Annotated in this window: 23 protein-coding genes; 15 read left to right on the top strand and 8 right to left on the bottom strand. The window is 65.2% G+C overall.

What is annotated here, in order from left to right; translation table 11 throughout:
* Positions 1 to 241 precede the first annotated feature (241 nt).
* The 6 genes from ACYOEI_RS08560 to ACYOEI_RS08535 all read left to right on the top strand — a co-directional run bounded on the left by ACYOEI_RS08560 (position 242) and on the right by ACYOEI_RS08535 (position 4,551).
* Complete coding sequence (locus ACYOEI_RS08560; protein WP_462848982.1) at positions 242 to 751, top strand: gamma carbonic anhydrase family protein; 510 nt, start codon at positions 242 to 244, stop codon at positions 749 to 751.
* Positions 752 to 880: 129 nt separating this feature from the next.
* Positions 881 to 1,231, top strand: a complete 351-nt coding sequence (locus tag ACYOEI_RS08555) for an STAS domain-containing protein (protein ID WP_462848981.1) — start codon at positions 881 to 883, stop codon at positions 1,229 to 1,231.
* 58 nt (positions 1,232 to 1,289) lie between these two features.
* Positions 1,290 to 1,697 carry a hypothetical protein gene (locus tag ACYOEI_RS08550; RefSeq protein ID WP_462848980.1) on the top strand — a complete coding sequence of 136 codons (408 nt, stop codon included), beginning with the start codon at positions 1,290 to 1,292 and terminating at the stop codon, positions 1,695 to 1,697.
* 925 nt (positions 1,698 to 2,622) lie between these two features.
* Positions 2,623 to 2,901, top strand: coding sequence for an ArsR/SmtB family transcription factor (locus ACYOEI_RS08545; protein WP_462849116.1), 279 nt, complete (start codon positions 2,623 to 2,625; stop codon positions 2,899 to 2,901).
* Between the two features lie 545 nt (positions 2,902 to 3,446).
* Complete coding sequence (locus ACYOEI_RS08540) at positions 3,447 to 3,932, top strand: hypothetical protein (protein WP_462848979.1); 486 nt, start codon at positions 3,447 to 3,449, stop codon at positions 3,930 to 3,932.
* A gap of 103 nt (positions 3,933 to 4,035) precedes the next feature.
* Positions 4,036 to 4,551, top strand: coding sequence for a DUF2127 domain-containing protein (locus ACYOEI_RS08535; RefSeq protein WP_462848978.1), 516 nt, complete (start codon positions 4,036 to 4,038; stop codon positions 4,549 to 4,551).
* Between the two features lie 9 nt (positions 4,552 to 4,560).
* Here the strand turns inward: ACYOEI_RS08535 and ACYOEI_RS08530 are convergent, their stop codons facing one another.
* Entirely contained in the window at positions 4,561 to 5,412 is an 852-nt protein-coding gene (locus ACYOEI_RS08530; RefSeq protein WP_462848977.1) for an SDR family oxidoreductase, read from the bottom strand.
* A gap of 139 nt (positions 5,413 to 5,551) precedes the next feature.
* Here ACYOEI_RS08530 and ACYOEI_RS08525 point away from each other — a divergent pair, with 139 nt between their 5' ends.
* Positions 5,552 to 5,899: a winged helix-turn-helix transcriptional regulator gene (locus ACYOEI_RS08525; RefSeq protein WP_462848976.1), complete on the top strand. Its 348-nt coding sequence runs from the start codon at positions 5,552 to 5,554 to the stop codon at positions 5,897 to 5,899.
* A gap of 527 nt (positions 5,900 to 6,426) precedes the next feature.
* Here the strand turns inward: ACYOEI_RS08525 and ACYOEI_RS08520 are convergent.
* Positions 6,427 to 7,485, bottom strand: coding sequence for a patatin-like phospholipase family protein (locus ACYOEI_RS08520; RefSeq protein ID WP_462848975.1), 1,059 nt, complete (start codon positions 7,483 to 7,485; stop codon positions 6,427 to 6,429).
* Between the two features lie 347 nt (positions 7,486 to 7,832).
* Here ACYOEI_RS08520 and ACYOEI_RS08515 point away from each other — a divergent pair, with 347 nt between their 5' ends.
* Positions 7,833 to 8,489, top strand: a complete 657-nt coding sequence (locus ACYOEI_RS08515) for a macro domain-containing protein (protein ID WP_462848974.1) — start codon at positions 7,833 to 7,835, stop codon at positions 8,487 to 8,489.
* A 27-nt stretch (positions 8,490 to 8,516) separates the two neighbouring features.
* Here ACYOEI_RS08515 and pelA read toward each other — a convergent pair whose 3' ends face one another.
* Together pelA and ACYOEI_RS08505 are read right to left on the bottom strand one after the other, a co-directional pair.
* Positions 8,517 to 9,578: a pectate lyase gene (pelA, locus tag ACYOEI_RS08510; RefSeq protein ID WP_462848973.1), complete on the bottom strand. Its 1,062-nt coding sequence runs from the start codon at positions 9,576 to 9,578 to the stop codon at positions 8,517 to 8,519.
* A gap of 99 nt (positions 9,579 to 9,677) precedes the next feature.
* A complete protein-coding gene (locus ACYOEI_RS08505) occupies positions 9,678 to 10,481 on the bottom strand; it encodes an alpha/beta fold hydrolase (protein ID WP_462848972.1) in 804 nt (267 codons plus the stop codon).
* Positions 10,482 to 10,880: 399 nt separating this feature from the next.
* Between ACYOEI_RS08505 and ACYOEI_RS08500 the strand changes: the two genes are divergently transcribed.
* Positions 10,881 to 11,258: a hypothetical protein gene (locus tag ACYOEI_RS08500; RefSeq protein WP_462848971.1), complete on the top strand. Its 378-nt coding sequence runs from the start codon at positions 10,881 to 10,883 to the stop codon at positions 11,256 to 11,258.
* Between the two features lie 22 nt (positions 11,259 to 11,280).
* Here the strand turns inward: ACYOEI_RS08500 and ACYOEI_RS08495 are convergent, their stop codons facing one another.
* The 3 genes from ACYOEI_RS08495 to ACYOEI_RS08485 all read right to left on the bottom strand — a co-directional run bounded on the left by ACYOEI_RS08495 (position 11,281) and on the right by ACYOEI_RS08485 (position 17,326).
* Positions 11,281 to 13,566 (bottom strand): helicase-associated domain-containing protein, encoded by a 2,286-nt coding sequence (locus tag ACYOEI_RS08495; RefSeq protein ID WP_462848970.1) that lies wholly within the window; start codon positions 13,564 to 13,566, stop codon positions 11,281 to 11,283.
* A gap of 142 nt (positions 13,567 to 13,708) precedes the next feature.
* The gene (locus tag ACYOEI_RS08490) at positions 13,709 to 15,904 is read right to left on the bottom strand and encodes a spermidine synthase (protein ID WP_462848969.1); all 2,196 of its coding nucleotides are present in this window, start codon (positions 15,902 to 15,904) and stop codon (positions 13,709 to 13,711) included.
* A 456-nt stretch (positions 15,905 to 16,360) separates the two neighbouring features.
* Positions 16,361 to 17,326 (bottom strand): acetamidase/formamidase family protein, encoded by a 966-nt coding sequence (locus tag ACYOEI_RS08485; RefSeq protein WP_462848968.1) that lies wholly within the window; start codon positions 17,324 to 17,326, stop codon positions 16,361 to 16,363.
* A gap of 245 nt (positions 17,327 to 17,571) precedes the next feature.
* Here ACYOEI_RS08485 and ACYOEI_RS08480 point away from each other — a divergent pair, with 245 nt between their 5' ends.
* The 3 genes from ACYOEI_RS08480 to ACYOEI_RS08470 all read left to right on the top strand — a co-directional run bounded on the left by ACYOEI_RS08480 (position 17,572) and on the right by ACYOEI_RS08470 (position 19,731).
* The gene (locus tag ACYOEI_RS08480; protein ID WP_462848967.1) at positions 17,572 to 18,426 is read left to right on the top strand and encodes a leucine-rich repeat domain-containing protein; all 855 of its coding nucleotides are present in this window, start codon (positions 17,572 to 17,574) and stop codon (positions 18,424 to 18,426) included.
* Between the two features lie 41 nt (positions 18,427 to 18,467).
* On the top strand, positions 18,468 to 18,809 hold the full coding sequence (locus tag ACYOEI_RS08475; RefSeq protein ID WP_462848966.1) for a hypothetical protein: 342 nt from the start codon (positions 18,468 to 18,470) through the stop codon (positions 18,807 to 18,809).
* Positions 18,810 to 18,948: 139 nt separating this feature from the next.
* On the top strand, positions 18,949 to 19,731 hold the full coding sequence (locus ACYOEI_RS08470; protein WP_462848964.1) for a M90 family metallopeptidase: 783 nt from the start codon (positions 18,949 to 18,951) through the stop codon (positions 19,729 to 19,731).
* Between the two features lie 128 nt (positions 19,732 to 19,859).
* Here ACYOEI_RS08470 and thpR read toward each other — a convergent pair whose 3' ends face one another.
* Complete coding sequence (gene thpR, locus ACYOEI_RS08465) at positions 19,860 to 20,324, bottom strand: RNA 2',3'-cyclic phosphodiesterase (RefSeq protein ID WP_462848963.1); 465 nt, start codon at positions 20,322 to 20,324, stop codon at positions 19,860 to 19,862.
* A gap of 102 nt (positions 20,325 to 20,426) precedes the next feature.
* Here thpR and ACYOEI_RS08460 point away from each other — a divergent pair, with 102 nt between their 5' ends.
* The 3 genes from ACYOEI_RS08460 (at position 20,427) to ACYOEI_RS08450 (ending at position 24,758) form a co-directional block, all read left to right on the top strand.
* The gene (locus ACYOEI_RS08460) at positions 20,427 to 20,945 is read left to right on the top strand and encodes a TspO/MBR family protein (RefSeq protein WP_462848962.1); all 519 of its coding nucleotides are present in this window, start codon (positions 20,427 to 20,429) and stop codon (positions 20,943 to 20,945) included.
* Positions 20,946 to 21,032: 87 nt separating this feature from the next.
* A complete protein-coding gene (locus ACYOEI_RS08455; RefSeq protein WP_462848961.1) occupies positions 21,033 to 21,554 on the top strand; it encodes a CoA-binding protein in 522 nt (173 codons plus the stop codon).
* 450 nt (positions 21,555 to 22,004) lie between these two features.
* Positions 22,005 to 24,758, top strand: coding sequence for an MMPL family transporter (locus tag ACYOEI_RS08450; RefSeq protein WP_462848960.1), 2,754 nt, complete (start codon positions 22,005 to 22,007; stop codon positions 24,756 to 24,758).
* Positions 24,759 to 24,810: the final 52 nt, after the last annotated feature.

The raw sequence follows: 24,810 nt of genomic DNA, 5'->3' as shown, positions 1-24,810 counted from the left end.
CGACATGGCGTTTTTCCGAAGGCCTCAGTCCCACATCAATGACGGCGCGGACACCCGCGAAGTTCACCGCGGCCGACATCCCGAGGCAGTTACGCAGCAAGGTGCTCGGCCGGCTTCCCCTCGCCGGCGGATCTGCAATAATGGGGAGAGACTATCGGAGGGATGAGGGGCGGAGGGCCGTCGAGACGCTCATCCTTCGGGCCGAAGAAGGCGCGGGGCTGCACTCGCGAGTTGCATCGTCATGGTCGACCCAACCGCGTTCATCGCCCGAGGGGCGATCGTCCTGGGCGACGTCGAGCTCGGGAAGGGTTCGAGCGTCTGGTACAACTCGGTGATCCGGGGCGACACCGAGCGAGTCGCGATCGGCGACGAGACCAACATCCAGGACCTCTCGATGGTCCACGCCGACCCGGGTTTCCCCTGCCTGATCGGCCCACGGGTCTCGGTCGGCCATCGGGTCATCCTCCACGGCTGCGTCGTCGAGGAAGAATGCTTGATCGGCATGGGGGCGATCCTGCTCAACGGCGTCCGCGTCGGCCGGGGCTCGGTCGTGGGCGCGGGGGCGGTCCTGGCCGAGGGGGTGGTCGTCCCCCCTGGCTCGGTGGTCCTCGGCGTTCCGGGCCGGGTGGTCCGCGAGGTCGACGAGGCGATGCGAGGCCGGATCGACCGGACGTATCGCCACTACGTTGCCGAGGCCGGTCGGCACCGCCTCGGGGAGTTCTCGATCCGACCCGTGACGCAGCCCGATTGAGTGATGCTCACCTGTCGGTTTCTCGGCCTGAGCGGGCGACCGTCCCGAGCCGGTACCGGGAATTCGGCGACCTTGAGGAGTGAGCCCGGGGCTATCGCGACGGTCATTCCTCCAACGTGGAGAGACACCATGCCGGTCCAGATCCGGATCGACGGGGATACCGTTGTGCTGAGCAACTTCGGCCGGCTCATGGACGACCCGAGGCACTTCGACGCGAGCAAGGACGTCGACGAGATGCTCGCGCAGGGGTATCGGAACTTCGTCCTCGACCTCCGGGGCCTCGGCGAGCTCGGCCCCAGCGGGGTCGGCCTGCTGATGACGATCACCCGACGCGTCCGACAGCATCGGGGAGACGCGGTGCTCGCGAGCCCGAGCCGGACCGTCGACAGGCTGCTCGATGAGTGGCGGCTCGAGACCTTCTGGGAGACGTTCGAGAACGTAGGTCGGGCGAGGGCCTCGTTCGACGGCCGGCCGACGTGATCGGTTTGCATCGGCAGGGACTCGAGCCTCGATGTTGATTTCATCCAAGGAGAGTCTCATGTTGACTCCGAACACGCGACGGGCCCGACTCCTCGGCTTCCTGCTCGTGGCCACCTCGGCCGCCCCCGTCCCGGCGCAGCCGCGTCCCTCGGCGCTCGCGGTGGCCCGGCACCAGGCCGCGCTCCAGCAATTCGAGGAAGTCTGGACCTACTACCGCCAATCCCGCACCGAGTCGTTCCCCGTCTACTACTGGTCTCGCCTCGTCCTCGACTCCGAGCGCGAATTGAGTGACGGTGCGGGCGTCCGAATCACCTCGCTCGAAGGGCACCTGGCCCGGATGCAACGGCTGGAGGCGCTTGTGAATCGGGTGCGGCGCCTCGGCTTCGGATTCTCGATCGACGTCGGCGCCGCGCGATACTATCGGCTCGAGGCCGAACACTGGCTGGAACGCGAACGCTCGAGGTGACGGCGTAGGTCCGGCCGGAAAACCAGTCGGTCGTGTCGGTGGGGGATGGTGCGCATCGCCCTCGCAATGTGCCTCGGCCGACCGCCGGCACCCTCACCCCCGGTCTCGTCATCGCTCCTTTCCCTCCTCTCTTCGAATGGGTCGGCGTCGGGCTTGCGCAGGACTTCCCTCCTCCGGCGGTCGCGATGGATAGCGCGCGGCCCTCGTCGTCGACGTCGTCCGCACGACGGATTGCCGGTCGACCTCGGGTCCACTTCTCGATTCCTCGGCTCTTGGCACATTCATTTCTTCACGAGATCGAAACGATCGATTATGGCGTGGCCTCCCCCGCGACCCGGTGCCTCGCGGCGGCCCCTTCTCCGCTCCTGGGCCGTGCGCGGGGTTGGGCCGGGACGCGTGCCCGGCACGTACCGAGGCCTCCTTGGGGATGAGGCGACGTCGCGAACGGATGTCGTGTTCAAAGGAACTATAGAAGGCACGAGTTCTCACTTCAGAATAACACGGGGGATTCACGAGCGAGACACGCACCGGCGACTATCGTAAAATGCCATCAGCATAATCAAAATTCAGGTTGACAAGCGGCCCTTTCATGCTAACAATAGACGAGATGAGGCTCCTTTAGGGCCACGCCCCGTGGCCCTCGCGTGTGGTCGAGGCCGCGCCGACGTGCTCGACGTCGACGCACGAATTTATACAGTCCGGCCAGCCCGGTCGGCGTGTCGTCCCGCAAGCGACGGCGGCGACACCGAATCACAGGAACATGAAAATGGCTGTTGCAACGTCCCGGACGAAGGCCGCCCCGAAGGCCGGCGCGAAGAGCGCACCCGCTGCCACCCCCGCCGCCGAGAAGGCGGCCCCCCCCGCGAAGGCGCCCGTCGTCGCGAAGGCGACGCCGACCAAGGTCACCAAGGCCAAGAAAGAGGTCGTGGACCGCGCCAAGCTGGCCCAGCGCGCCGCCAACCTCCTGAAGCAAGTCAGCGACCCGACCCGGCTCCGCGTGATCCTCATGCTCCACGAAGGCGAGAAGCACGTCGGGGCCCTGAGCGAGGACCTGAACCAGAGCCAGCCCGCCGTCAGCCATCACCTCGCCTTGCTCCGCCACGGCGGGATCATCGCGCCCCGCCGCCAGGGCAAGAACAATTATTACGCGCTGACGTCCGTCGGCGAGGAACTCGCGAAGGTCGTCAAGACCGTGATCTCCTGATCCGCAGGCCAACGTCCGACGACGATGCCGAAGGCTTCAGCCCCCCCCCGCTTCCCCCTCTGCGCCCGGGACGACGACCCCTCTCCGTCGCCGTCTTCGGGCGCATGGCTTTGCGCCCTCTCCTCCCCTCCCCTCCCACTCGCTCGGTCTCTTGAATTCAGCCGCCAACCCGCTGGCGCACTCCTGGTCCGATGAAATCTTGTTGCGCCTTTGTTGCACCTGGCTTCAGGGCGCGGCCGCTATCGTCGATAAATTTCATATCTGCGGCGTGATCGGTGCCGGGGCGGTGTGATTTCGTTGTGAAGTCATCGTCGGGCGTGAACCGGGCGAAATTCGGCGATGAGTGTCCATTTCTTTTCCAAAGTGAACGTGGTCGCAGCATATGGTGCCGAGGATAGACAGTACTGGCCCTGCTTTCGCGGTTGTGGACAACAGCAACGATTGACTCCACCCCATAGCCAGGGGTTACACTATGTTCGGAGGACGTTTGCCCCGCTAAGGATGGCGGTCGGTCCCGTAACAAATCGACCTGGAGACTGTCTATTATGGTGGCGACGGCGAGAGATCAGGGGAAATCCAGTTTCATCAAGGAATTACTCTTAGTCAACGATCAAGCGAACCCGAAACTCGTCAACGAGGCGTGGGCGGCGGCGGGGCACGAAGGGACGATCAGCCCCACCCTGGTGCAGAAGATCCGCTCCGAGCTGGGGCTCTCGGGGAATATCCGGACGCGACGCAATCGGTCCGCTTCGGTCTCCGGCGACGGCAGCCACACCTCCTCAGGGCCGAGGCTGCGTCGAGGTCGCGACGGAGTGAAGACGCTCGGGCGCGAGCCCAGGCCGATGGCGCAGCTCGACGCCGCGCCGGCCCGCCAGGCGGGCGAACCCGAGGGGCGTCTTCGGACCCTGACGAAGTTGGAGGGAGACATCGACGAGATGATCTTCGCCGTCAAGGACGTGGGAGGGTTGCCCGAATTCGAAGAGACCTTGCGCAAGGCTCGCCGGATCCTGGCCCGGAGCCACGAAGAGTGAGAGCATGACGAAGGCCAAGCCCCCGGGATCGGGGGCTTGCCTCGCGTCTCGACTGGGTTGAGAGCTTTCCCTCACCCTCAAAGGCCCAGCGACCCCTACCCCGATGATCTCCCGAACCGACGTCCGAGGTTCCCTGGCCCTCTGGGTCATCGGGTGTTACAAGCTCGCCAAGGCACTCGCCCTGGTCCTCGCGGGGGTCTTTGTCTTCCGCCTGGATCCCGACGCCATCCCCGCGACCCTCCTCCGCCTCGCGAAACGCTCGAGGCTTGACCCTGACGATCAACAGATCCACACCGCCATCGCCCGTCTCTCCGGCCTCGACCGGCAGCAACTCGAGGCGATCGGGGTGGGGTTGATCGTGTATAGCCTGCTCTACGTCGCCGAAGGGGTCGGCCTGTTCCTCAAACGCCGATGGGCCGAATACCTCGTCACGGCCTCCACGGGCTTCCTGATCCCGTTCGAGCTCTACGAGGTCGTCCGGCGTCCGACCCTCGTGCGGGTCGTGGTCATTCTGGCGAACGTCGGTATCGTCGCATATCTCGTCGCAAGGCTCCGTCGTGAGCATCGGGAGCGGGACCGACGCCAGGCCTCGGAATCCCCGGCCGTCCGTCCAGTCTAATCCCCCACCTCACGAGAACGCGGACGCGTAGTCGCGGGCGAACTGCGCAAATGGTATCGGCGGAGTCCCCAGCACTTGCGCAACCGTCTCGGTCGTGCGGGCGGCGCCCCCTTTGGCGAAGAGCTCGAGCAACTCCACCACGGCCCTGGCGTTCCACTCGGGGGTCCCCGCCTGGACCATCGCGTCGTGCGCGGCGAGGGGCGGGACATCCACGTAACGAACGGGCTTTCCGAGCGCCTGGGAGAGTGCGCCGGCGACCTCGTGGAACGAGAGCGAATCGGGGCCGGTGATCTCGTAAGTCTGTCCCTCGTGGCCGGGATGGGTGAGCGCCTCGACGGCGATCGCGGCGATGTCTCGGACGTCGACCAGGCTTTGTCGGCCATCCCTCAGCGGGGTGTAGAAGGCCCCTTGCTCCTTGATCGTCTTCGCGGACCAGAGCATGTTTTGATGGAACGAGTTGGGCTGGAGGATCGTGTAGGGCGTGCCGGAGTCGAGCAACAGCCGGTCGGTCTCGCCGTGCTGGCGGAGGAGCTCGACGGTCGAGTCGGGATCGGCCCCCAGCGCAGAGAACTTGACCACGTGCGCGGTCCCCGCGCGGCGGACGGCATCGAGGAAGTTGCGGAACCAGCCGACGAGGCGAGGGTCGACCGCCGTGACGAAGAAGGCTCGCTCGACCCCGGCCAGCGCCTCGTCGAGCGAGGCGGGGTCGTCGAGGTCCCCCCGAACGAGCTCGGCCTTCCCGATCAGGTCCGCCGCCCGGGCCGGGTCGCGGACGAGGGCGCGGACGGCGGCCCCCGACGCGACCAGGCGGTCGACGACCTCGCGTCCGTTGGTCCCTGTGGCTCCGACGACGAGGATCATGAACGGCTCCTTCCCCAACGGATCAAGATGTGTCCGGCCCCTCCGGCGAGCCTGGCGACCCAGGCCGGCGGATTGTAGGGTAGGCTGGTGTCGTCGCCAAGTACGCGGGAAAAAGTGCAATACTTACTCCGGAGTCCGTATGGCCACCAAGCGACTCGGGCCGTCCCGCCAATTCAACTGCCCGGTCGAGGCCACGCTCGACGTCATCGGCGGGAAGTGGAAGGTCCTCATCCTCTTCTGGTTGAAGGAAGAGACCCGCCGCTTCAGCGACCTCAAGCGAAGAATCCCCGGCATCAGCGAGCGGATGCTCACCCAGCAACTCCGCGAGCTGGAGGGCCACGGGATCGTCCATCGCGAGGTCTTTCCCGAAGTCCCGCCCCGCGTGGAGTACTCGCTGACGGCCTACGGAGAGACCCTCCGGCCGATCACCGAGCTCATGTGCGCCTGGGGCAAGACTCACATGCAGCGTCGGGATCCTGCGCAGTGAACCCACGTTAGGAAACCCTGTTGGCTCAAGCTGCGAAGTTGGGAATTGAAGATCTGTATCGGGGTGCTATGGTTCCGTCCTCGGACCCCGTGCGGACCGGGCCCGGACTACCCCCTCGATTCCTGGCCGACTTTCAAGACTGGTCGCGCAGGAGGCCGTTTGACTGCTTGAAGAATGAGGCCCTGACCGGCTGGGGGCTTGACCAAATAGACGATTTGCCCGGTCACGGAGGCTAGGTCCGACGACATCGGAAGAGGAACCTGACACGGCTCGTCAGTACCGACTTCGACGTGCTCTGCGGCCAAGCCCGATGCTGCCGGCCGGGCTTTATCCGCACGGGGTCCGAAGTCGGAACCCGTGGCACCCTCGACTTCCGTCCCTCCTCCGATTTCACGAAGTGAGTCCACCCGATTTCTTATTCATTTCGGGGTTCCGCCGCAGGACGTCGATCCCTTTGCGGTGTACTGGACGTTCGCCGAGAGCAGTCAGCCTATGGTGGCCGCACGAATCGTCCGCCTTACGCCGTCTTACGCGGCACCGCCGCGAAAGCGACGTAGGTACGAACGTGAGGCGGGATTTGCCAGAAACGCCCGGGCCGCGGCCACGCCTTCCTCGAAGAGATGCGACTTCTGTTCGTTGCTCAGGAGGAAGTTGAGATTCGCGACGTCTCGCCCGTGGATGAGGACGGTGCGGGACCGCCAATCGTCGGACTCGGCGAGCCTGGCGTCGTGGCCTTCGATCGCCGTCAAGGCGCAGGCCATCAGGAGCGAGACCGGCCCGTGGATCCGGACGGTCTGGTCGATGTCCTCCGGCCGCTTGATCCGGATCCCGATCGTCGGGCGTTCGTCCCTGCCGTGGAGGTTGAAGTAGGCGATCGGGAACTGGCTGAGGACGCCGCCGTCGACGAGGTAGCAAGTCTTCCCCGACCCCTTCTCGGTCAGGGCCACCGGCCGGAAGAATGCCGGGACGCTCATGCTGATGCGCATCGCCAGCGCGACGTCCAGGTCGTCGGGTGAGTCGAAACCCGAGTAATGGACGATGTCGTCGGGGAGCAGGACGAGTCGCCCACGAGAGACATCCGCGCCGACCATCTGGACCCGGTATCTCGGCGGCCTTCCCGGAAGGTCGGGCCGTCGGAGGTCGCGGAAGGTCCTCACCCCCTTCTTCTCCAGGAGGTGCCGGAAAAGGGCCCCGAACCCGGAGCTGGGAAAAAGCCCCAGACGCTTCGGCGACGACGCCCGACGCGGCCCCGTCTTGCCCGACAGGCGGGCCTTCAGGCTTCCCCAGACGTTCACGAGCTCGGCCTTGCCGAGCCCCTCGTCGAGCTCGAACGGAGATCCCCGGCCGACCTCCGCCTCGGCCGGGTCACCCGTGAACAACTGCCTGCGGAGGTTCACCGCCATCCATTCGGCCTTGAGCTCCTCGGCCGAGAACCCCGCGGCATGGAGCCCCCCCACGATCGCCCCCGCCGACGTCCCGGCGTGGCGGACGATCCGATATCCCTCTTCCTCGAACACCGACAACGCGCCGATGAGGGCAATCCCCTTGACCCCGCCTCCCGAAAAGACGGCATCCAACTCCATCATGGTCAGCCCCTTATGATTGGTTGGGATGCAATGCCAAGACCCCCGGACGCCCTCCTCTGATTTCTACGTCCCTCCTTCGAAAACCGGGTCACTCCGCTCCCGAAAAACCTCACCCGATCGTCGGATGATGCGAGACCTCCAGGAATTGAGATGGAGGAACGTCTCGGGCGTCTTGTCCGTCACGTTTATGAAACGGTTCCTCTTCGGCATGGCCCTGCATCGATAAGATGTTGGGTCGGTGGTGTTGCCTCAGCGGACGAGAATCCCTCGCACGGTCCGCCTCGATCCAAGGCGCAATCCTGGAGAGGCCAGTGATGCTCCGTTCTCTGGCGAGGAGGATCCGGCGAATGCGATTGACGCTCGTCAAGCCGTTGGCCCGGGACCTTCCGGGGGAACTTCTGCGCGTGAGCCTATGCGACAAGAATCCCGACGTCGTCCGGGCCTTCCTCGAGCATTTCCACGACGTCGAGGGTGTCGAGATCCTCGAGGGCAACGTCCTCGACCTCGAATGCGACGCCTTGCTCAGCCCGGCGAACAGCTTCGGATACATGGACGGCGGATTCGATAAACATATCGACGATTTTTATCAGGGCGAGGCCCAACGCGCGGTCCTGTCGGCGATCGCCGAGCGTCATTTCGGGGAGCTCCCGGTCGGATTGGCGATCCTTCTCGAGATGCCCAGCCGCCGATTTCCCTGCCTCGTCGTGGCCCCTACGATGCGGATCCCCGGCGCCATCCGCGAGACCCTGAACGCCTACCTGGCGTTACGCGCCGCGTTCATCGCCATCGAAGGCCGGAACTCGGCCGGGGGGCAACGGATCCGGAGCCTTGCCGTACCCGGCCTCGGTACGGGAGTCGGGGGGATGGATCCCCGAGACTCCGCCCAACAGATGCGTGCGGCCTACGATATGATCATCGGGCAAGGTTGGCGACACGTCGCGCACCCGCTCCAGGCACCATTCGTGATGCCGACTCGCCCGAGACGGGATGGCCACGACGCTTGATGAGGCCGGCCGACGTCGACGACACCCTCAACGTCCTTCGGCCTTGCCCCGTCGCATCCGTTTCCAGGCCGGGTAGTCGTGTTCCAGAAGACCCCGGGGTGAATCGACGAGCCAGGCGTAGCCGTTGCGCCGTTCGTAGCCGATGTCGGCCAGCCGGTGATTGGGGACGCCGTCGCGATCGGCAAAGAGAGGCCGGTTGGTGCCGATCTCGTAGAAGCGGGCCCAAAGGGGAGGCGCCGAAGGGTCGTCCACGACGACCTTGTTCCGGCCGGTCGGTGAGTGCGGGTCGGGTCGTTCGACCTGCCGGATGCCGACGAGCTTGACGGCGTCGAACCAGGCGACCGCCGCCTCGACGGCGTCGACGACCTCGGGGCTCGGGTCTTTCAGGCTCATCAAGAGCCTCACGATCCCGACCGACTCCGAACCGCTGAGGCTGGTGAGCTCGAAAGTCCGGCCCGGCCGGGGTTGGTCGTCCACCTCGTCGTGCTGGGCACACCAGGCGGTCCGACGCCCTTCGACCCGGACCTGGCATCGGAGGATGCACGCGACGCCCTTCGTGAACGCGGCTCGAGCCGCCTCGCGTTTCGAGGCGGCCACGAAGTCGTGGGTTGAGGTGTCCGAAACTTCGCGGAGGAACTCCATCAACCGGACCATCGCCCCGTCGTTGAAGGTGACGTGGCGGTGATAGGCCCGCCCCGGAGGCGAAAACTGGGGCCAGCCGCCGCCGGGATACTGAGCCTTGAGGATGTAGTCGAGCCCCCGGTCGAAGGCCTCCTTGGCACGCTCGTCCTTCGAGGCCCGAACGAGACGCGCCAGAAATCGCAACTCGTCCGTCGTCGCGCCATTGTCGAAGGTCGGCTTGAGCGCCTTGCGGTCGCCGGCGTAAGGAGCCGAGGTCGTGTCGATGTTCTTGGGCCAGCCGCCGAGCTCCGACTGATGCGACAGGATCTTGGCCGCGACGCGTCGCCCCCCTTCGGTGGCGAACCATGCGTCCGGTCGGTCGAGATACCTCCGCGGCCCGTCCGCTGCCGAGGCGACGCCGACCAGCCCGGCGAGGATCACCTGCATCGTCCACCGTTTCATCCGCATTGGGGCCCCGCCTCTCCACAACGATTCGAGTCGTCGAGGACCAGCGTAACCCCACGACGGAGGGATGCCAACCGTCGCTTGCCCGGGAGGACTGACGGGTTAGCGGCCTTCGAGGAAGGCGAGGACCTCCCGGACGACCTCCTTGGCGATCAGGATGCGCCGGTGCCCGAAACGCTCGGTGATCAGGGCCTTCGAACCCGGCCAGGCGGCGGCCACGGCGAGCCCTTGCGCGAGGGGCATCTCCTTGTCGCCTCGGTCGTGGACGATGAGCGCGGGGGTCTTCAACCCTGCGGCGATGCGGACGAGATCCAGGTCGGCGACCGGCTCGCCGACCACGCGCTCGACCCGCCTGAGGAACTCGGGGATGTCGTGTTCGGGCAGTTTGTAAGCCCGCCCGGACCGCTCGATGACGGAGACGAGCGACGCGGGGCCGCTGATGAACACGGCCCGTTCGGTCTCGAGACCTCGTTGCAGTGCGATCGCCATCGCCCCGGCGCCGAACGAGTGCGATACGACGCCGACGAGCGGCCCGATCTCCCGCCCGACCTCGCGGAGCGACCGGCCATATTCGAGGACGTGGGTCTGCTCACCGGGCGAGTCCCCGTGCGCGGGGGCATCCACGGCGACTGCCCGAAAACCCGCGTCGACCAGCGGTTCGATGTACGCGCCCCAATGCGTCCTCCGGCTCTCCCACCCGTGGGCAAGTAAGACCGTCGGGCCCGTTCCCCACGCGGTGGCGGCCAGGCCGCAGGCCAGCGTAAGGCTTGTCCCTCGCCGGATCCAATCGCCATCCCGCTCCGTCGCCGCCGTCGACCGGGGCGTCAGGAACCGCTCCACCGCCTTGTCGAGCGAGTCGCGGGCATCCCTCTCCGTCATCTCGACGACCGGCTTTCCCTCGGGCATGGACTATTCCCTCTCGCTCAGGGCCGTCATCGTCCTTGACTTGACCACGACGGAGCTCCCTTCGGCCGGGCCGACAGGAGCCACCTCGTTGTATCTGCAATATACGCCGAAGGTCAATCCGGCCGAATCGCAATCCCCTGCAAGGATCGTCGACGCACAATTGGATTCAGGGAATGATCATTTTGAATTATTGTTAAGTGGAGAGGGTCGCCGAGGGAGGGCTTGGGCCGGGAATGTCGGCTCCGATTTCGCGGAAAGAGATCGGTCCGAAGTCGTCCCGAAAAAGAGTTGACAGGCGAACAGGAGCCTGTATAGTGTACGGATGTTCGCTGTAGGTGAGGGTGCCGGGGAAGGACTTCGCGGCGAGTTCGCGGGCTACCCCGAAGGAGGCTCAATCGCATGTTGACCAAGCACATCGCCACCGCCCCGTTCGTACCCGTGCCGCGAAGTCTCACCGATCGCGAGGTGCTCTCACCTTGGTCCGGTCAGGGGAAAGACCCGAGGGGGACCGAGTCGAGGACGACCACTTCCCTGCCGTCTCGCCCGGAAGGCCGCGTGACGCCCCGGTGCCCGTTCGTCTCCGATGGGTCGGCCGAGATGTCCTCAGTCCCTCGCGATCAGGCCGTGCTGGGGAGGCGTTACCAGCAACTTCGCCACGCCGAAGAACGCCTTCGCCCACTCCGCGGCACCCGACTGGCCAAGGTCTACTGGCAGGTGCATGACGAGTTCCATCGACTCGGCAGGGAACTCGCCAAGCCGGAGCGGCGGTGGATGTGAAGCGGTGCAAGAGTGAGGCGCTTTAGTAGCGTCGACGTGATTTCTTCTTGGTGGTCGCGGATTTCTTGGTTTCCTTGACCCCTTCTCCCTTCACGACGAGGAGCCCCTGATCCTGGAGCTTGGTCCGGAGGGTGCCGGTGATGGTTTCCTGGGTGGCGACGATGGTGTCGTTCAATCGTTCGGCGTGGCGTTTCAGGGCGGACATGAGGCGATCGGCGGTGGTCGAGTCGGGGCAACGGAACACGGTCAGGGTCGAGGCGGTGACCTCGCGGGTCCACTGGCTCCACTCCTCGACCTCCCGTTGCACGTTGGCGGGGACACCGGTCGAGGCGTGCCGCTTGAGCCTGGCGAGGATGTCTGGGGGCTTGAGCCCGAGCGCGACCGCCTTGATGACCGACTCGCGGGTCAGCTTCAGGATCAACGCCCCCTGGCCGGTCCCTCGGGTCGTCCGCTCGCAGAACGGTGCCAGCTCGGCGGCCGGGGCCGGGTCCAGGCCGATGATGATGATGCTGAAGTCGGGCTGCACGACCACGCGTGCCTGGCCCGCCGGCTTGCCCACGAGCTTGTCCTCGGAGACCTCCTGTCCGAAGTAGGCGTCGAGCCGGGGAAGCCGGGCGATGCAGAGCCGGCCCGCCTCGTCGATCGCCGTTTGGACGCAGCCCAGGGGGATCAACCTCTCACGGATAAACGTCTTGAGGGCCTCTCGTCCCGCCGTCTCGAGGAAATCCATCAAGGAAGGGATCTGCCGGCTCCTCACCTGGACGGAGACTTGCCTGGGCTCGAGACCCAGGAGTAACGGGTTGTTCTGTTCGAAGACGAGGTGTTCTACGACGTTCTCGATCGGGTAGAACGTCCCCAATTTCAAGGCCGAGAATGCGGAATGGATCGCGTCGCGGAGATCCTTGATCTGGGTCTTGAGCTCCCCGACCTTGCGTCTTGCGACGACGCCTTTCGCTGTCCGGGTGATCCGTCGACTCGAAAAGTTGAATCCGTAAAACCCGCTATCACCTTCGCCTGAGTCATAGTAATAAAACGAGCTGTTGTTGTCGAAATCGTCGTCGTCGTATAGGTCGTCGTCGTATGGGTCGGAATCGTGATAGCCGTAACCCGACTGGATCTTGTTATAGCCTTCGTATAGCCGTCGATAAAGCGCCCCCACGTTCGCTCCCAGCCATTCCTTTCCCTGGGGCGAGAGCTGGAGCCACACCTGCTTCTCCTCGATTACCGTCGCAACCAGCCCGAGTCGGAAGGCCAGGAGACGGGCCTGGTCCAAGCGACCTTCCTCGTGCCATTCCAAGGCGTCGGTCAACCAGTCGGGGCGAGGGTCGAAAATCGTGTCGAACCGGTCGACTTCCTTCTGGAAGAGTTCTCCGTCCTGTCGGAGGCGGGGCGGCTGGGTCGCCAGTTCGAGGAGGAACGAACGCAGGTCGTCGAGCCACGGGCTCCCGTCTGGGCCTTCTTCTCGGGGCGATTTGCAGGCCGACAGGGGCGGCCTGCGTTGAGGGTTGGAGGCCTGTGAGAGGCGTTCGTGGACGACGGGGAGAAGCCCCACCACAATATCTCGCGTTTCCGCCTGGAGATCCTCGAAGACGGCCAGGTGGCCGATCAGGACGTCGAGGACCTGGCGGACTTGCTCCGAGGTTCCCTGCCCGACCCTGGTGGCAAGTTCGGTGATCGGGATGGGGGCCTGGGACGCCTTCAGGGTCTCCAGCACTTTCCCGGCGAGCGGGATCCCCAGGGTGTTGAGGACCCACTCCGGCCAATGGGAGCTCGTGACGTACTGCGAGATCACCTTATCGGGCGAGAGGTAAAGGTCGGCGACCTGCGACGTCTTCAAGACGTTGAGGAGCGTCCGGGTCAGGTGGCCTCGGTCGAATGTCAGGTTGGTGTAGGAGATGACCGACTTGGGCGGGCCGGGGCTGAGGAGGTGATCCCGCTCGAGGGAACGAATCCGGATCAAGAAGTCACGAACATTCATCGGGACGAAGGTCCGCTCGGTGAGCTTCTTGGAAACGGCGATCTTCCGGGATTCCAGAAATCCGGCGGCGACGAGCGACTTCAATGCCTCGGGAGGATACTTTTCGGGGGGCACGCCTCCCCTCTCGAGGGTGGGGTCGCTTCGAATGTTGAAGTGACGCTGCGGGGCCGAAGGGACCTTGGCCTCTTTCAAGTAGCTCTGGCGAGCTTCGGCTGAGAGCGTATGCCACTTGGCATCCCAGGCCGGGAGGGATGCGCGCTCGAACGCACGCCCGCTCATGTCTTTCAGCAATCTGACGAGGTTCGACTCCCAATCGTTTCCGGATTTCATGTGAGCCCGTTTCTCGTCGAAGCGGTGACCGTCTGTCCCGTTTAGTTCGATGATACCTCGCCGAGACGTTGATTCCAGCGAGGATGCTGACAGAGGTCCGGATCCTCGTCCGGTTATTCCGATTGGAGGAGATTGGGTCCGGTCACCTCGGTAAGAGCAGGAGGTGGCGGGCGAGGTCCGAGAAGTCGTCCCTCCAGACGGCCGAGTCGTCTCGCCTGGGGACCCGCCACTTCGGGTCGCTTGCAAGCGGCCCCAGGTCGGCCTCGCGCCCGGTCATCACGCCCCAGATCGAGCTCTGTTCGCCGCTCCTGCGCTGATCGCGACTGAGTGCCAGGTCGTAGCTGACCCGACAGGCGAAGCCCGCATCGCGTGCCAGGGCCCCGAGCACGGGGTCGAGGTCGACGTAACGGTTGGTGATCTGGAAGACCAGGATCCCGCCGGGCGCGAGCTTCGATCGGTAGAGGCGCAGGGCCTCGCGGGTGAGCAGGTGCATCGGCACGGCGTCGGCGCTGAACGCGTCGAGGACGATCAGCCCAAAGGTCCCGTCGGGGGCCTCGCGGAGTCGGAGCCGGGCATCGCCGAGCACGACGGCGATCGATTCGGCATGACTGTCTTTCAAAAATGTGAAATAGCGAAGATCGGACGCGACCCGGGCGATCGCCGGGTCGATCTCGTAGAATGTCCAACGTTGGCCCGGCCGGGCATACGAGGCGAGCGTCCCTGCGCCGAGGCCGACGATCGCAACGTTCGGCGATGCCGGATGCGCCGAGTACCGCTCGAAGACCTGGCCGATCGGCCCCCCCCGGCGGAAGTAAGACAGCGGCTGGTCGCGACGGGCCGGGTCGAGGCTCTGCTGGCCGTGGAGTGTCCGGCCGTGAAAGAGGCGGTGGCTGTTGCTTGCAGGTTCAAAGGTCACCTGCAACACGCCGAAGAAATTCCGCTCCTGCCGCAAGACCCTACCGTTCAACCCGGCCGTTAGGCCGCTCGCAAAGAGGATCGCTCCGGTCGTCAGCGCGAACCGGACCGGCCGCTTCCGGTGCGTCCAGCACGCCAGGCACACGAGCCCGGAGTCGAGCACGACCGCGAGATTCCACATCACCGAGTTGGACCAACCTCCCACATCCAGGATCGCCGCGGCCGACAAGACGAAGACGATGGCGGGGAACGCGACGTCACCCACGAGCTTCGAGCGCGACCTCATGCTGGCCGATGCGCCGGGCAGGGTCAGGCAGGCGAGGATTACCATCAGCGGGTATTCGGCGAGCCGGTCGAACACGACCGGCGCGACCAGGGCGTTGAACATCCCCCCGAGTGCGCCGCCCACGGCGATCGCGAGGTAGAACGAGGTGAGCCTCGACACGTCCGGCCGCCGCCTTGCCAGCTCTCCGTGGCAGACCATCGCCGCCACGAAGAACGTCGCAAGGTGGATCGGGATGCAAAACGGCTGTACGAACCCCATGCCGAGGATGAACGCGAGCACCATCACCAGGATCGGCAGGGTACGGACCATCGCCGAATGGGGCACGACCGTCCTGCTCGCGAAGACCAGGACGAACGACCCGAGGTACAGGGCCAGGGGGACGACCCAGAGCAGCGGCACCGGCGCGATGTCGGTCGAAAGATAAGTCGTCACCCCCAGCATCAAGCTCGAGGGCACGAAGGCCAACCAGGCCCAGCCGAGCCAACGCCCCAGCTCGACGCGCCCCGAGGCTTTGGCTCCCGATCCCGACTCATCGAGGTCGGCTGCGCTCCGGGCCGCCAGTGCGCAGGCGATCGTCAAAGCCGCGAGGAACCCGTACCCTACGGACCAAAGTCGGCGTTGCTCGGTCATGGTGAACAGCGGTTCGATCACGAATGGGTACGCGATCAAGGCCGCCATGCTGCCGAGGTTGCTGGCCCCATACAGGAAGTACGGATCCCGGGCCGAGCGGTGCCCCGTCTTCGCGAACCAACTCTGGAGTGTCGGGGCGGTCGTCGAGACGACGAAGAACGGCAATCCCGCCGAGGTCAGGAGCGCCACGAGCAGCCAACGCGTGGGGCTCCCTTCCCGTGGTGCGGTGGCCTCGAGGGCCTCGAACGACGCGATCGGCAAGGCCGCCATCGGCCACACGACCAGGACCGCTTGCACGATCCTCTGCCGACGTTCCCCCAGCCAGGCCACACTCCCGTGCGCGTAGGCGTACCCCGCCAGCAACGTCATCTGGAAGAACAACATGCACGTCGTCCAGACCGCCGGCGAGCCCCCCAATAGGGGCAAGACCATCTTCGCGATCATCGGCTCGACCGAGAACAGCAAGAAAGCGCCAAGGCCGAGCGTCAGGGCGAAGAGGACGGGCAAGGGAGACCTCGAGATTCAGGCCAAACTCGTGTCGCGGTGTCACCGTTTGAAATATCGAAGCTCGGTTTTCACTCCCTCGCAAATGATGTGTATCAACAAGGGCCTCGCAAACGGCTCGAAAAGCCACCATGCGCCTTGATTTTACGCGAAGGCAACGGACCTAACCAGAAAGTAGTCGGCGGCTCATGGAGCGATCTCGGTGCTATGGCAGAGGTCGTGGGTGCCACGGGTTTCGTCTTTCGGACCCCGTGCGGGCCAGGCTCGGCCGGCGTCATCGGACTCGCACTCATCGTTCGTCGATTCGGGGCTTCCGACCGTCTATTGTCGCTTTCTCCGAGGATCGAAGCGTTGGGCCGGGCCAGGTCCGCACGGGGTCCGAAGACGGAACCCGTGGCACCCAGGTACAGATCTTTAACACCGATTTTGTAGCATGGGCCGAGGCCGGCTACTGGCGGATCACGAAGGGAGATACCGCTTCGGGATCTCTGCCCCGGCGACGTAGCTGAGCTTGCCGAGTTTACACATCTGATAGACGTTGATGCGGAAGTCGGGGCAGGTGGCGACGAGGGCGTAGGCTTCGGTCTGGCGGAAGCCGTGTTCGTCGACGAGCCATTCCATGAGGGAGATGGTAGCGGTCTCGACGGCGGTCTCGAGGGGCCTCGAGGCGAAGAGGGCGATGATCGCGTCGGGCTTCTCGATGCGCATCCAGGGGAAGCGCTTGCCCTTGATCAGGTCGAGGCTCAGTCGGACGGTGGACTTGGTCTCGGCGGCGGTGCCGATGAACTCGGTGTCCCCCTGGCTGGCGTGGACGTCGCCGAGGTAGAACCGGGCGCCGGGGTGGTAGATGGGGAGGTAGATCTTGTTCCCGGGGGCGACGTCGCGGATGTCGACGTTGCCTCCCCAGTCACCCTGGCCGTCGTTACTGGTCGTGACCTCGCGGTCGGGGGCGACGCCGATGGTGCCGATGAACGGGGTGATCGGCCAGGAGAGGCGTTCGTTGAACTGGAGGGTGCCGTCGACGGTGGTGCCGCTCGGTCCGGGGTGGTGGGGGAAGATCATCGTCGTGTAGTCGGTCGAGAGCTCGGGCCAGCGCGTCGACTCTCCCAGGGGGCCTCGGCGGGGGCCGATGGCCGTCCACGAGTAGTCGTCGACGACGATCTGCTCGACGCTGACGACCAGGGTATCGCCTCGCTCCGCGCCTTCGACCAGGATCGGACCCGCGATCGGGTTGACGAGGGCCGGGCTGCGGTCGAAGCCCGGCCGGAGCGCCGGGATGGCCTTGTCTTCGGCGGTGCGGAAGTAGCCGTTGCTTGCGTCGAAAGTTTCGACCTCGAAGACCTCGCCCCGGCCGACCTTCAGGAGCGGTTCGTCTCTCCAATCGAATGCGAATTTCCGGGCCTGCTCACGGGGGATGCGCTGCATGGGGGAAGCACCTCGACGGTTCACCGGCGACCCCGCCCGACGTCGGCGGAAGTCGTCCAACCTGACCACGATCGAGCGGGGATGTCCAGCGTTGAGGCGGCGGATCGGTCAAGAAACTTCTGGATTGTCGGGGGGCCTCGCGGCCATGATCGTGAGTATCGTCCGCGCCGTCGCCCGCCGGGGTCGATCGGAGGTGATGCCCCGGTGACGGCCTTGAGTTCTCCAGTTTCGAAAGGGAGAGAACGATGAGTCCTCGAAGCATGATGGCCCGGCTCCTGTCCCCCGCCGGCCTGGCGTTCCTGCTCGCCGCGACGTTCGCCTCGGCCAACCTGGCCGCCCGGGCCGATGAGGCCGAAGACCAGGACAAGGCCGTCGCCGCGATCCAGAAGCTCGGCGGGAAGGTCGACCGCGACGACAAAGCTCCCGGCAAGCCGGTGACCAACGTCAGCCTCGCCATCACCAAGGTCTCCGACGCCGACCTCGCTCACCTCGAAAAGCTTGGCAAGCTCAGCCGCCTCTCGCTCGTCGGCACACCGATCACCGACGCCGGCCTCGAGCACCTCAAGGGCCTCACCGAGCTCCGCAAGCTCTACCTCGTCGACACCAAGGTCACCGACGCCGGGCTCGCCCATCTCAAGGGCCTCAAGAACCTCGAGATCCTCAGCCTCGTCGGCACCCAGGTCGGTGACGCTGGCGCCGAGCAGCTCAAGGAGTTCCCCAACCTCCACCTCGTCTTCATCCTCGGCACCAAGGTTACCAACCCCGTCGCCCTGAAGCTCAAGGACGAGATGCCCAAGGCCAAGGTCGACCTCGCCATCAAGATCATCGATGACGAGGCGCGAAAGGTTGAGGAAGCTAAGAAGGCCGCCGAGGCCAAGAAGGCCGAGGAAGAGAAGAAGGCCGCCGAAGCCAAGAAGGCGGAGGAGGCCAAGAAGGCCGAAGAGAAGAAGAAGGCCGACGAAGCCAAGAAGGCCGAGGAGAAGAAGGCTGAGGAAGCCAAAAAGGCCGAGGAGGCCAAGAAAGCCGAGGAGCAGAAGAAGTCTGACGAAGCCAAGAAGACTGAGGAACCGAAGAAGGCTGAAGAGCCGAAGAAGGATTGATTCCCGAATCCTGAGCTTGAAATCCGCTCGGGGTCGTCTCGATGCCCGGTTGGCTGGACCTCCTGCTGTTTCGGACGTGGTGGCGATTCCGCCCGGGGGCCGACCCTTGGGTCGAGTCGCCCTACCACCTCTTCAACCTGTTCGAGGGAACCGCCTGGTTGGTCTTCGGGGTCCTTGTGTTCGTTCGGTATGGGGCCAGGCGCCACTCCTCGCTCGAGGTGTGGTATGCCCTGGCCTTTTTCGCGTTCGGGATGACCGACTACCTCGAGGCCTATGCCCTGACGTCCTGGCTCCTCTGGATCAAGCTCGCAAACTTGATCCTGCTGATGAAGCTTCGGGCCACGGTCATCCGCCGCTATTATCCGACGAGTCGCCTCTACTGATCCGGGGCTATTCTTGGCGCCTGGGCATGATCCGTGCAGAGAATGTCGAGAGTGACGAGGTCCTTGGGTTTGCCTCGTGGGTCTTGCCCGAAACCGGGGTGGATGAAAACGGGATTGCTCCTGGGTCGAGGAGACGCGAATGTTCGGGTTCTTCAAGCGTCGGCGGCGGGAGCGGTTGCGAGCGACCCCGTTCCCGACCGCATGGGTTGAGATCATCGAGAAGAACGTGCCCCTTTACCAGAGGCTCGGCGAGGCCGACCGTCGCGAGCTCCAGGGGCACATCCAGGTCTTCCTCGGGGAGAAGCAATTCGAGGGGTGCGGAGGGCTCGAGCTGACCGACGAGGTTAGGGTCACTATCGCCGCACAGGCGTGCCTCCTGCTCTTGCACCGCGAGACCGACGACTATCGCCGTTTGATCACGATCCTTGTTTATCCCAGCGCCTATGAGGCCAAGGGGGTCGAGCCGATCGGTGGCGGGTTCGTGATCGAGGGGATACAAGGGAGGCTGGGCGAAGCCTGGCAGGACGGGGTCGTCGTCCTCTCCTGGGACGATGTCCGCCGCGGGGCGGCCGACGCTCGTGACGGGCAGAACGTCGTCCTGCACGAGTTCGCGCACCAACTCGACCAGGAAGACGGCGCCGCCGACGGCGCCCCCATCCTCGAGCGACGGAGCCAGTACGTCGCCTGGGCCCGCGTCCTGAGTGCCGAGTACGAGCAACTCCGCCAGGACAGCCAGCGGCACCGCAAGACCGTCCTCGACACCTACGGTGCCACCAATCCGGCCGAGTTCTTCGCCGTCGCGACTGAGTGCTTCTTCGAGAAGCCGGCGCAACTCAAGAGGAAGCATCCGGAACTCTACGAGGAGCTCAAGGAATACTATCATCAGGATCCCGAGCAGTTGTTCGCCTCGGCGATTTCATGAGCCGCCCCCCCCAACCGACGCAGTCGAAGGAGGGTCCTCGGGGGGCAGTGAACAGGAATTCTGCCACTCGTCGATATTCGGGGATGTTGTTGATAAAATGGCTCGAGTATCGATTGAAACAATCGATTTCAATAGATTTGATGACCAATGAATGCCTGTTTGGTGCCGATATGGCGATCCAAGGTGCCCGAAGGAATGGGGGTGTTGAAGCGTGCCAGGGTCACATGTGGCCTGTAGGGACGTCCTTCGGGTCGAAAGCCGATGGCCTTGGTGAGCGCCATCCCCACCGAAAGATGGAGCGAGGTTAACTCCGAGCAGCTCTCCACACCGGCCCACATCACCTGGGGTTCTGCGTCGCGGGGGAATGTCCCGACTCCCCGGATGTCGATCGCGAAAACATCCGCCTCGACCGCTGCCAGCGCGGACTGTAGCGATTCGATTGATCTTCGGTCCAGCTCGCCGAGGAAGTGGAGCGTCAGGTGCAATTCCTCATGCCCGAGTCGTCGCATGCCGGGGATGTCGCGCGGTTGGACAGCGACTAGCCGAACTTTCGTGTCGTCTGGGATAGGCCTCGCGACGAAATCGCGAAGCATGATGTTGTGGTTGTATCCTTGATGAGATCTTCGCGATCTCTTTTCGGAGCTATCGGGTCGGGCGTTGTGAGTCGTATTGTGCTTGTGATGGAGTGTACACTGATGGCGATCGGGACGACAGCCTCGGGGTTCGATCGGTTCCGGTGTGTCTCTCGCGAGGTCGCGGCGCTGGCCGCAGCCCTGGCGTTGTGCTTTGCCGTCGCGGGGTTGGGTGGGCTTTGGACGAGTCAGGGATTGGAGCAGTGGTATCCGGCGCTCAGGAAGCCGGACTGGACGCCACCGAACTGGGTCTTCGGGCCTGTCTGGTCGATGCTCTATGCCGCCATGGCGGTCTCGGCCTGGCTGGTCTGGCGTCGCCGGGCCTCGGCCGCGGTCGGGGGGGCGCTCGGGTTGTTTGGACTCCAATTGCTCCTGAACCTCGCCTGGTCGGGGATCTTCTTCGCGGAACGCCAGCCAGGCTTGGCTTTCGCTGAGATCGTCTTGCTCTGGTTCGCGATCCTGGCGACCGCGTGGGCGTTCCGGCGCATCAGTGGCGTTGCGGCGGCCTTGTTGGTTCCGTATCTCGCCTGGGTGGCCTTCGCCTCGGCGTTGAATTTCGCGATCTGGAGGCTGAACGTCTAAAGTGGTGGGTGAGGAGGGCCTTGTCCCGAGGTCCGGGCTGCGGTGTGAGTCTTGGGTCGTCATGCCTATGGGGTGGGGAGACTGCACATGGACGGTGATCGGACGCAGGTTCTCGAGGGTATTGCCGAGGACCTGGATGGGATCCTCTCACGCCTCGTTTCCCTAGGTGACTTGCCCGAGGTTGAGGAGTTGGTGAGGGCGGCACGGAGCCGGATCGTCTTGCTGTCGGGACATCGAGGACCCCGCGTTGCGGTGGTCGGTGCCAGCACTGACCGCGACAAGTACGGAAACAAGGCTGTGCGGGCCTTCCTCAACGCGGGTTTCGACGTTTACCCGATCAACCCGAAAGCGGAAGTCATCGAGGGACTTAAAAGCTACCCGAGCCTCGATGCCCTCCCGGTGGACCACCTCGACCGGGTGACTCTCTATGTCCCGCCATCCGTCGGGATCAATGTCCTCGAGCAGGCGGTCCGTAAGGGGGTGGGCGAGGTCTGGTTGAATCCCGGGTCGGAATCGCCGGAGCTCATTGCTCGTGCCGAGTCTCTGGGATTGGACGTGATACAGGCTTGCAGCATCATCGCAGTCGGTGAGAATCCGGCCCAACTCTGAGCCCGGAGCGCTCGTGTCGACGAGTCGGTCCGGTGATCTTCACGATAAGTCGTGAACCTGGCACGGCTTTCTGTCGAGAGAGGTGGGGTCTCCGGTCGAATGAATGGTTGATCGACCGCACCCGGATTCGAAGTCTCCTTGCCGAAACCAATCTTCCCGGACCCCCCTCCCCGGATCCTGCAACCGAGACCGAGTGGAACACGTTTTGCTGCGATGGGGGCCGGACCCTCTCGCGCGAGGGACCGACAGGGCTCGCGTACCGGCCCTTGGTTCAGGTGGACAGGGGCTGGAGAGATCGGTGGAGTTCGTCGGGGGCGGCTCCTTGTTGACATAGCCTTTGCCTGGACATGATCGGGGGCCCGTGGGTTTTCGGGGCCGGTCTCGGTGTGAACTGGGAAGGGATGTCGAGCGACAGGGTCCGAGGGAGTTCGACGAGGGAGGGAGCCGTCCATGCGTTTAGAGCACTTGAGTCGGGTCGTGATCCGGCGGCCGGGTTGGGTCGTCTCCGGGTGGTTACTGGTGGCGGTGGTGGTCGCGTTGGCGGCGCCTGACCTGACGAAGCTCGCCGCCGACGGGCAGGCGAATCTCCTCCCGAAGAAGGCGGAGAGCTCGCGGATGGCCGCGCTGATCGCTAAGACGTGGCCCGAGCAGTCTTACGAATCGATGGCCGTCGCAGTGTTGCATCGTCCGACGAAGTTGACGAAAGAGGACAGTGCCTATGCCGATCGACTCGCCCGGCAATTCGAGGCCTCTGGTCGGCCTCGATCGGTCCTGCGGGTCCTCGGACGGCATTCCGACCCCGACGTCGCCGGCCGACTGGTCAGTCACGACGGCACGACCGAGCTCGTGGCGGTCCCGCTCTCGGTCTCGTTCGTCAGCCCGAATGCCCATGATGCCGTCGACTGGCTCGAGCGGAAGGCGAAGGAACTCGACGGCTCCCGTCCCTCGGGCCTCCAGGTCTCCTGGACCGGCGACGCCGTCATCGGCGGCGACTACATGGACGACGTCCAGGCCTCGCTCGACCGCGCGGCGGTGGCGACGGTCATCCTGCTCCTCATCGTGCTCCTGGTCGTCTATCGGTCGCTCCCGCTGGCGATGGTCCCGCTGATCACGATCGGCGTCAGTCTGGTCATCGTCCGCGGCGTGCTCGCCTGGCTGGCGACGGTCGGCTGGGAGGTCTCGCCGCTGGTCGAGCTGTTCCTGATCGTGGTGCTGTTCGGCAGCGGGACCGACTTCTGCCTCTTCCTGGCCTGGCGGTACGGCGAGAACTGGAACAAGGACGACCCCGCCGAGGCGATGGGCCAGACCCTTCGCAGTTCGACCGCCGCGCTCCTTACCAGCGCCGGGACCGTGATCGCCGGGCTCTCGTTGATGGGGACGACCGAGTTCAAGCTCTTCTCGAGCACCGGGCCGAGCGTGGCCATCGGCCTCGCGCTGACCTTGACGGCGACGTTGACGCTCACGCCCGCGCTGCTCGTGCTCCTCGCGAAGGCCCGGCCGCAGTCCTTCAGCGGCTTGACCGCGGGGTCGTCGGGCCTCTGGGCGTTGCTCGGGAAGCGGGTGTTGAAGCGGCCGCTCCTGACCTGGGTGGCGACGCTCCTGTTCCTGGCCCCCGCCGCCGTCCTCGGGCTCCAGACCGAGTACATCCAGGACCTCTTCACCGAGATGCCTGCGAGCACGAAGTCGGTCCAGACCTTGCGGCAGGTGGCCTCGCGGTTCGGCACGGGCTTCCTCGCGCCGCTCACGGTGGTGGTCTCGGTCCAGCCGACGGAAAAGGGGAACTTCCGCGACTCCACGGGCCTCGCCCTGATCGACGACGCGAGCCGGCTCCTGAGCCAGAACCGCAGGCTCGTCGAGGTCCGTTCCGCGACCCAGCCGTTGGGGAGCACCGCGCTGCTCGACCCCGCCCGGCTCAGCTCGAGGCTGACGGTGGTGAACGACGGATTCAAACGGATGTCCGACGGGGCCGCGCAGCTCCGCGACGGCCTGACGGAGGGCGTGCGCAAGGTCCGGCTGGGGGCGCTCTTCGAGTCGATGATGGGGCAGACCTTGCCCGGCAGCCTGTTTGCCCCGAAGGGGCCGCCGAAAGTCGAGTCGCCTCCCGCGACGTCCTCGAATCCACTGACTTCGGTGGTTCGCTGGACGAACTCGGCGATGATCGGCACGCGCAACCGGCTCGACAGCGTCGCGTCGAAGGCCGCCGAGGCCGGCGCGGGGGCGACCAGCAGCACAGACGGCGGTGACCCGAAGCAGGCGATGATCCGGGACCTCGCCCACGCGGCGGAAGGGGCCGGGCAGATCGCGTCGGGGGCCAGCCGGGCCCTCCACGAGGTCTCGGCGATCCTCGCCGACCCGGTCGGCCGCCACTCGCTCGACCGGCTCCTGATTACCCCCGAGACGGTCCGCGAGCACCCCGACCTCCGCAAGAGCTTCGACTCCTACATCTCGAAGGACGGTAAGCTCGCGCGGATCGACGTGATCCCGGCCGAGCGGATGAACTCGGAGGCGGCGATGGACCAGGTCCTCACGCTCCGCCGCCGCCTCGGCGAGTCGCTCGGCGAATCCCCCTGGCTCCATGTCAGCGCCGGAATCGCCGGCGCCAACGCCGAATCTGTCGACATTCGTACATTGACCCGTTCGGACCAGCGCCAGACCTGGTTGATCGTCCCGGCCGGGGTCTTCTTGATCCTCCTGCTGGCGCTCCGCGACCCGTGGGCTTGCACGAACCTCGTCGCCACGATGCTCCTGACGTACGCCTTCGCCCTCGGGATCACGCACGCGGTGTTCGTGACATTACTTGGGGACGAAGGGCTCGACTGGAAAGTGCCCTACTTCCTCTTCGTCCTCCTGGTGGCGGTCGGCGTCGACTACAACGTCTTCCTGATGACCCGGCTCCAGCACGAGACCCAACGCCTCGGCCTCCGCAAGGGGATCGTGCGGTCGATCTCGAAGACCGGCGGCCTGATCACCTCGGCCGCCGCGATCACCGCGTGCAGCTTCGCGTCGTTCATGCTGAGCCCGCTCTCGTCGATCCGGCAGCTAGGATTCGCACTCGTGGTCGGCATCACCGTCGACGCTTTGCTCGTCCGCCCGGTCCTGGTCCCGTGCGGCCACTGGCTCATGAAGCGGCGGCTCGACAAGACGAGCCCGCTCGCCTCGCCCCCCGTCGAGCCGAGGCCCGTCGCGGCGTCGCAGGCCGGCTGACCCTCTTCGTCAGGCTGTTGTGGATTTTAGCCACGGATTGAACACGGACGAA

The organism is Singulisphaera rosea (genome assembly GCF_054877945.1).
The sequence above is the reverse complement of the archived record's forward strand: the minus strand, read 5'-3'. Positions and strand labels throughout refer to the sequence as shown.

Excerpts from the sequence above, each read along its gene's own strand:
- ACYOEI_RS08535 (WP_462848978.1), top strand. The coding sequence starts at position 4,036 with ATGATCTCCCGAACCGACGTCCGAGGTTCCCTGGCCCTCTGGGTCATC.
- ACYOEI_RS08455 (WP_462848961.1), top strand. The coding sequence starts at position 21,033 with ATGGACGGTGATCGGACGCAGGTTCTCGAGGGTATTGCCGAGGACCTG.
- ACYOEI_RS08550 (WP_462848980.1), top strand. The coding sequence starts at position 1,290 with ATGTTGACTCCGAACACGCGACGGGCCCGACTCCTCGGCTTCCTGCTC.
- ACYOEI_RS08520 (WP_462848975.1), bottom strand. The coding sequence starts at position 7,485 with ATGATGGAGTTGGATGCCGTCTTTTCGGGAGGCGGGGTCAAGGGGATT.
- ACYOEI_RS08480 (WP_462848967.1), top strand. The coding sequence starts at position 17,572 with ATGAGTCCTCGAAGCATGATGGCCCGGCTCCTGTCCCCCGCCGGCCTG.
- ACYOEI_RS08555 (WP_462848981.1), top strand. The coding sequence starts at position 881 with ATGCCGGTCCAGATCCGGATCGACGGGGATACCGTTGTGCTGAGCAAC.
- ACYOEI_RS08450 (WP_462848960.1), top strand. The coding sequence starts at position 22,005 with ATGCGTTTAGAGCACTTGAGTCGGGTCGTGATCCGGCGGCCGGGTTGG.
- ACYOEI_RS08500 (WP_462848971.1), top strand. The coding sequence starts at position 10,881 with ATGTTGACCAAGCACATCGCCACCGCCCCGTTCGTACCCGTGCCGCGA.
- ACYOEI_RS08540 (WP_462848979.1), top strand. The coding sequence starts at position 3,447 with ATGGTGGCGACGGCGAGAGATCAGGGGAAATCCAGTTTCATCAAGGAA.
- pelA (WP_462848973.1), bottom strand. The coding sequence starts at position 9,578 with ATGCGGATGAAACGGTGGACGATGCAGGTGATCCTCGCCGGGCTGGTC.
- ACYOEI_RS08485 (WP_462848968.1), bottom strand. The coding sequence starts at position 17,326 with ATGCAGCGCATCCCCCGTGAGCAGGCCCGGAAATTCGCATTCGATTGG.
- ACYOEI_RS08530 (WP_462848977.1), bottom strand. The coding sequence starts at position 5,412 with ATGATCCTCGTCGTCGGAGCCACAGGGACCAACGGACGCGAGGTCGTC.
- ACYOEI_RS08460 (WP_462848962.1), top strand. The coding sequence starts at position 20,427 with ATGGCGATCGGGACGACAGCCTCGGGGTTCGATCGGTTCCGGTGTGTC.
- ACYOEI_RS08495 (WP_462848970.1), bottom strand. The coding sequence starts at position 13,566 with ATGAAATCCGGAAACGATTGGGAGTCGAACCTCGTCAGATTGCTGAAA.
- ACYOEI_RS08525 (WP_462848976.1), top strand. The coding sequence starts at position 5,552 with ATGGCCACCAAGCGACTCGGGCCGTCCCGCCAATTCAACTGCCCGGTC.
- ACYOEI_RS08560 (WP_462848982.1), top strand. The coding sequence starts at position 242 with ATGGTCGACCCAACCGCGTTCATCGCCCGAGGGGCGATCGTCCTGGGC.
- thpR (WP_462848963.1), bottom strand. The coding sequence starts at position 20,324 with ATGCTTCGCGATTTCGTCGCGAGGCCTATCCCAGACGACACGAAAGTT.
- ACYOEI_RS08515 (WP_462848974.1), top strand. The coding sequence starts at position 7,833 with ATGCGATTGACGCTCGTCAAGCCGTTGGCCCGGGACCTTCCGGGGGAA.
- ACYOEI_RS08470 (WP_462848964.1), top strand. The coding sequence starts at position 18,949 with ATGTTCGGGTTCTTCAAGCGTCGGCGGCGGGAGCGGTTGCGAGCGACC.
- ACYOEI_RS08475 (WP_462848966.1), top strand. The coding sequence starts at position 18,468 with ATGCCCGGTTGGCTGGACCTCCTGCTGTTTCGGACGTGGTGGCGATTC.
- ACYOEI_RS08505 (WP_462848972.1), bottom strand. The coding sequence starts at position 10,481 with ATGCCCGAGGGAAAGCCGGTCGTCGAGATGACGGAGAGGGATGCCCGC.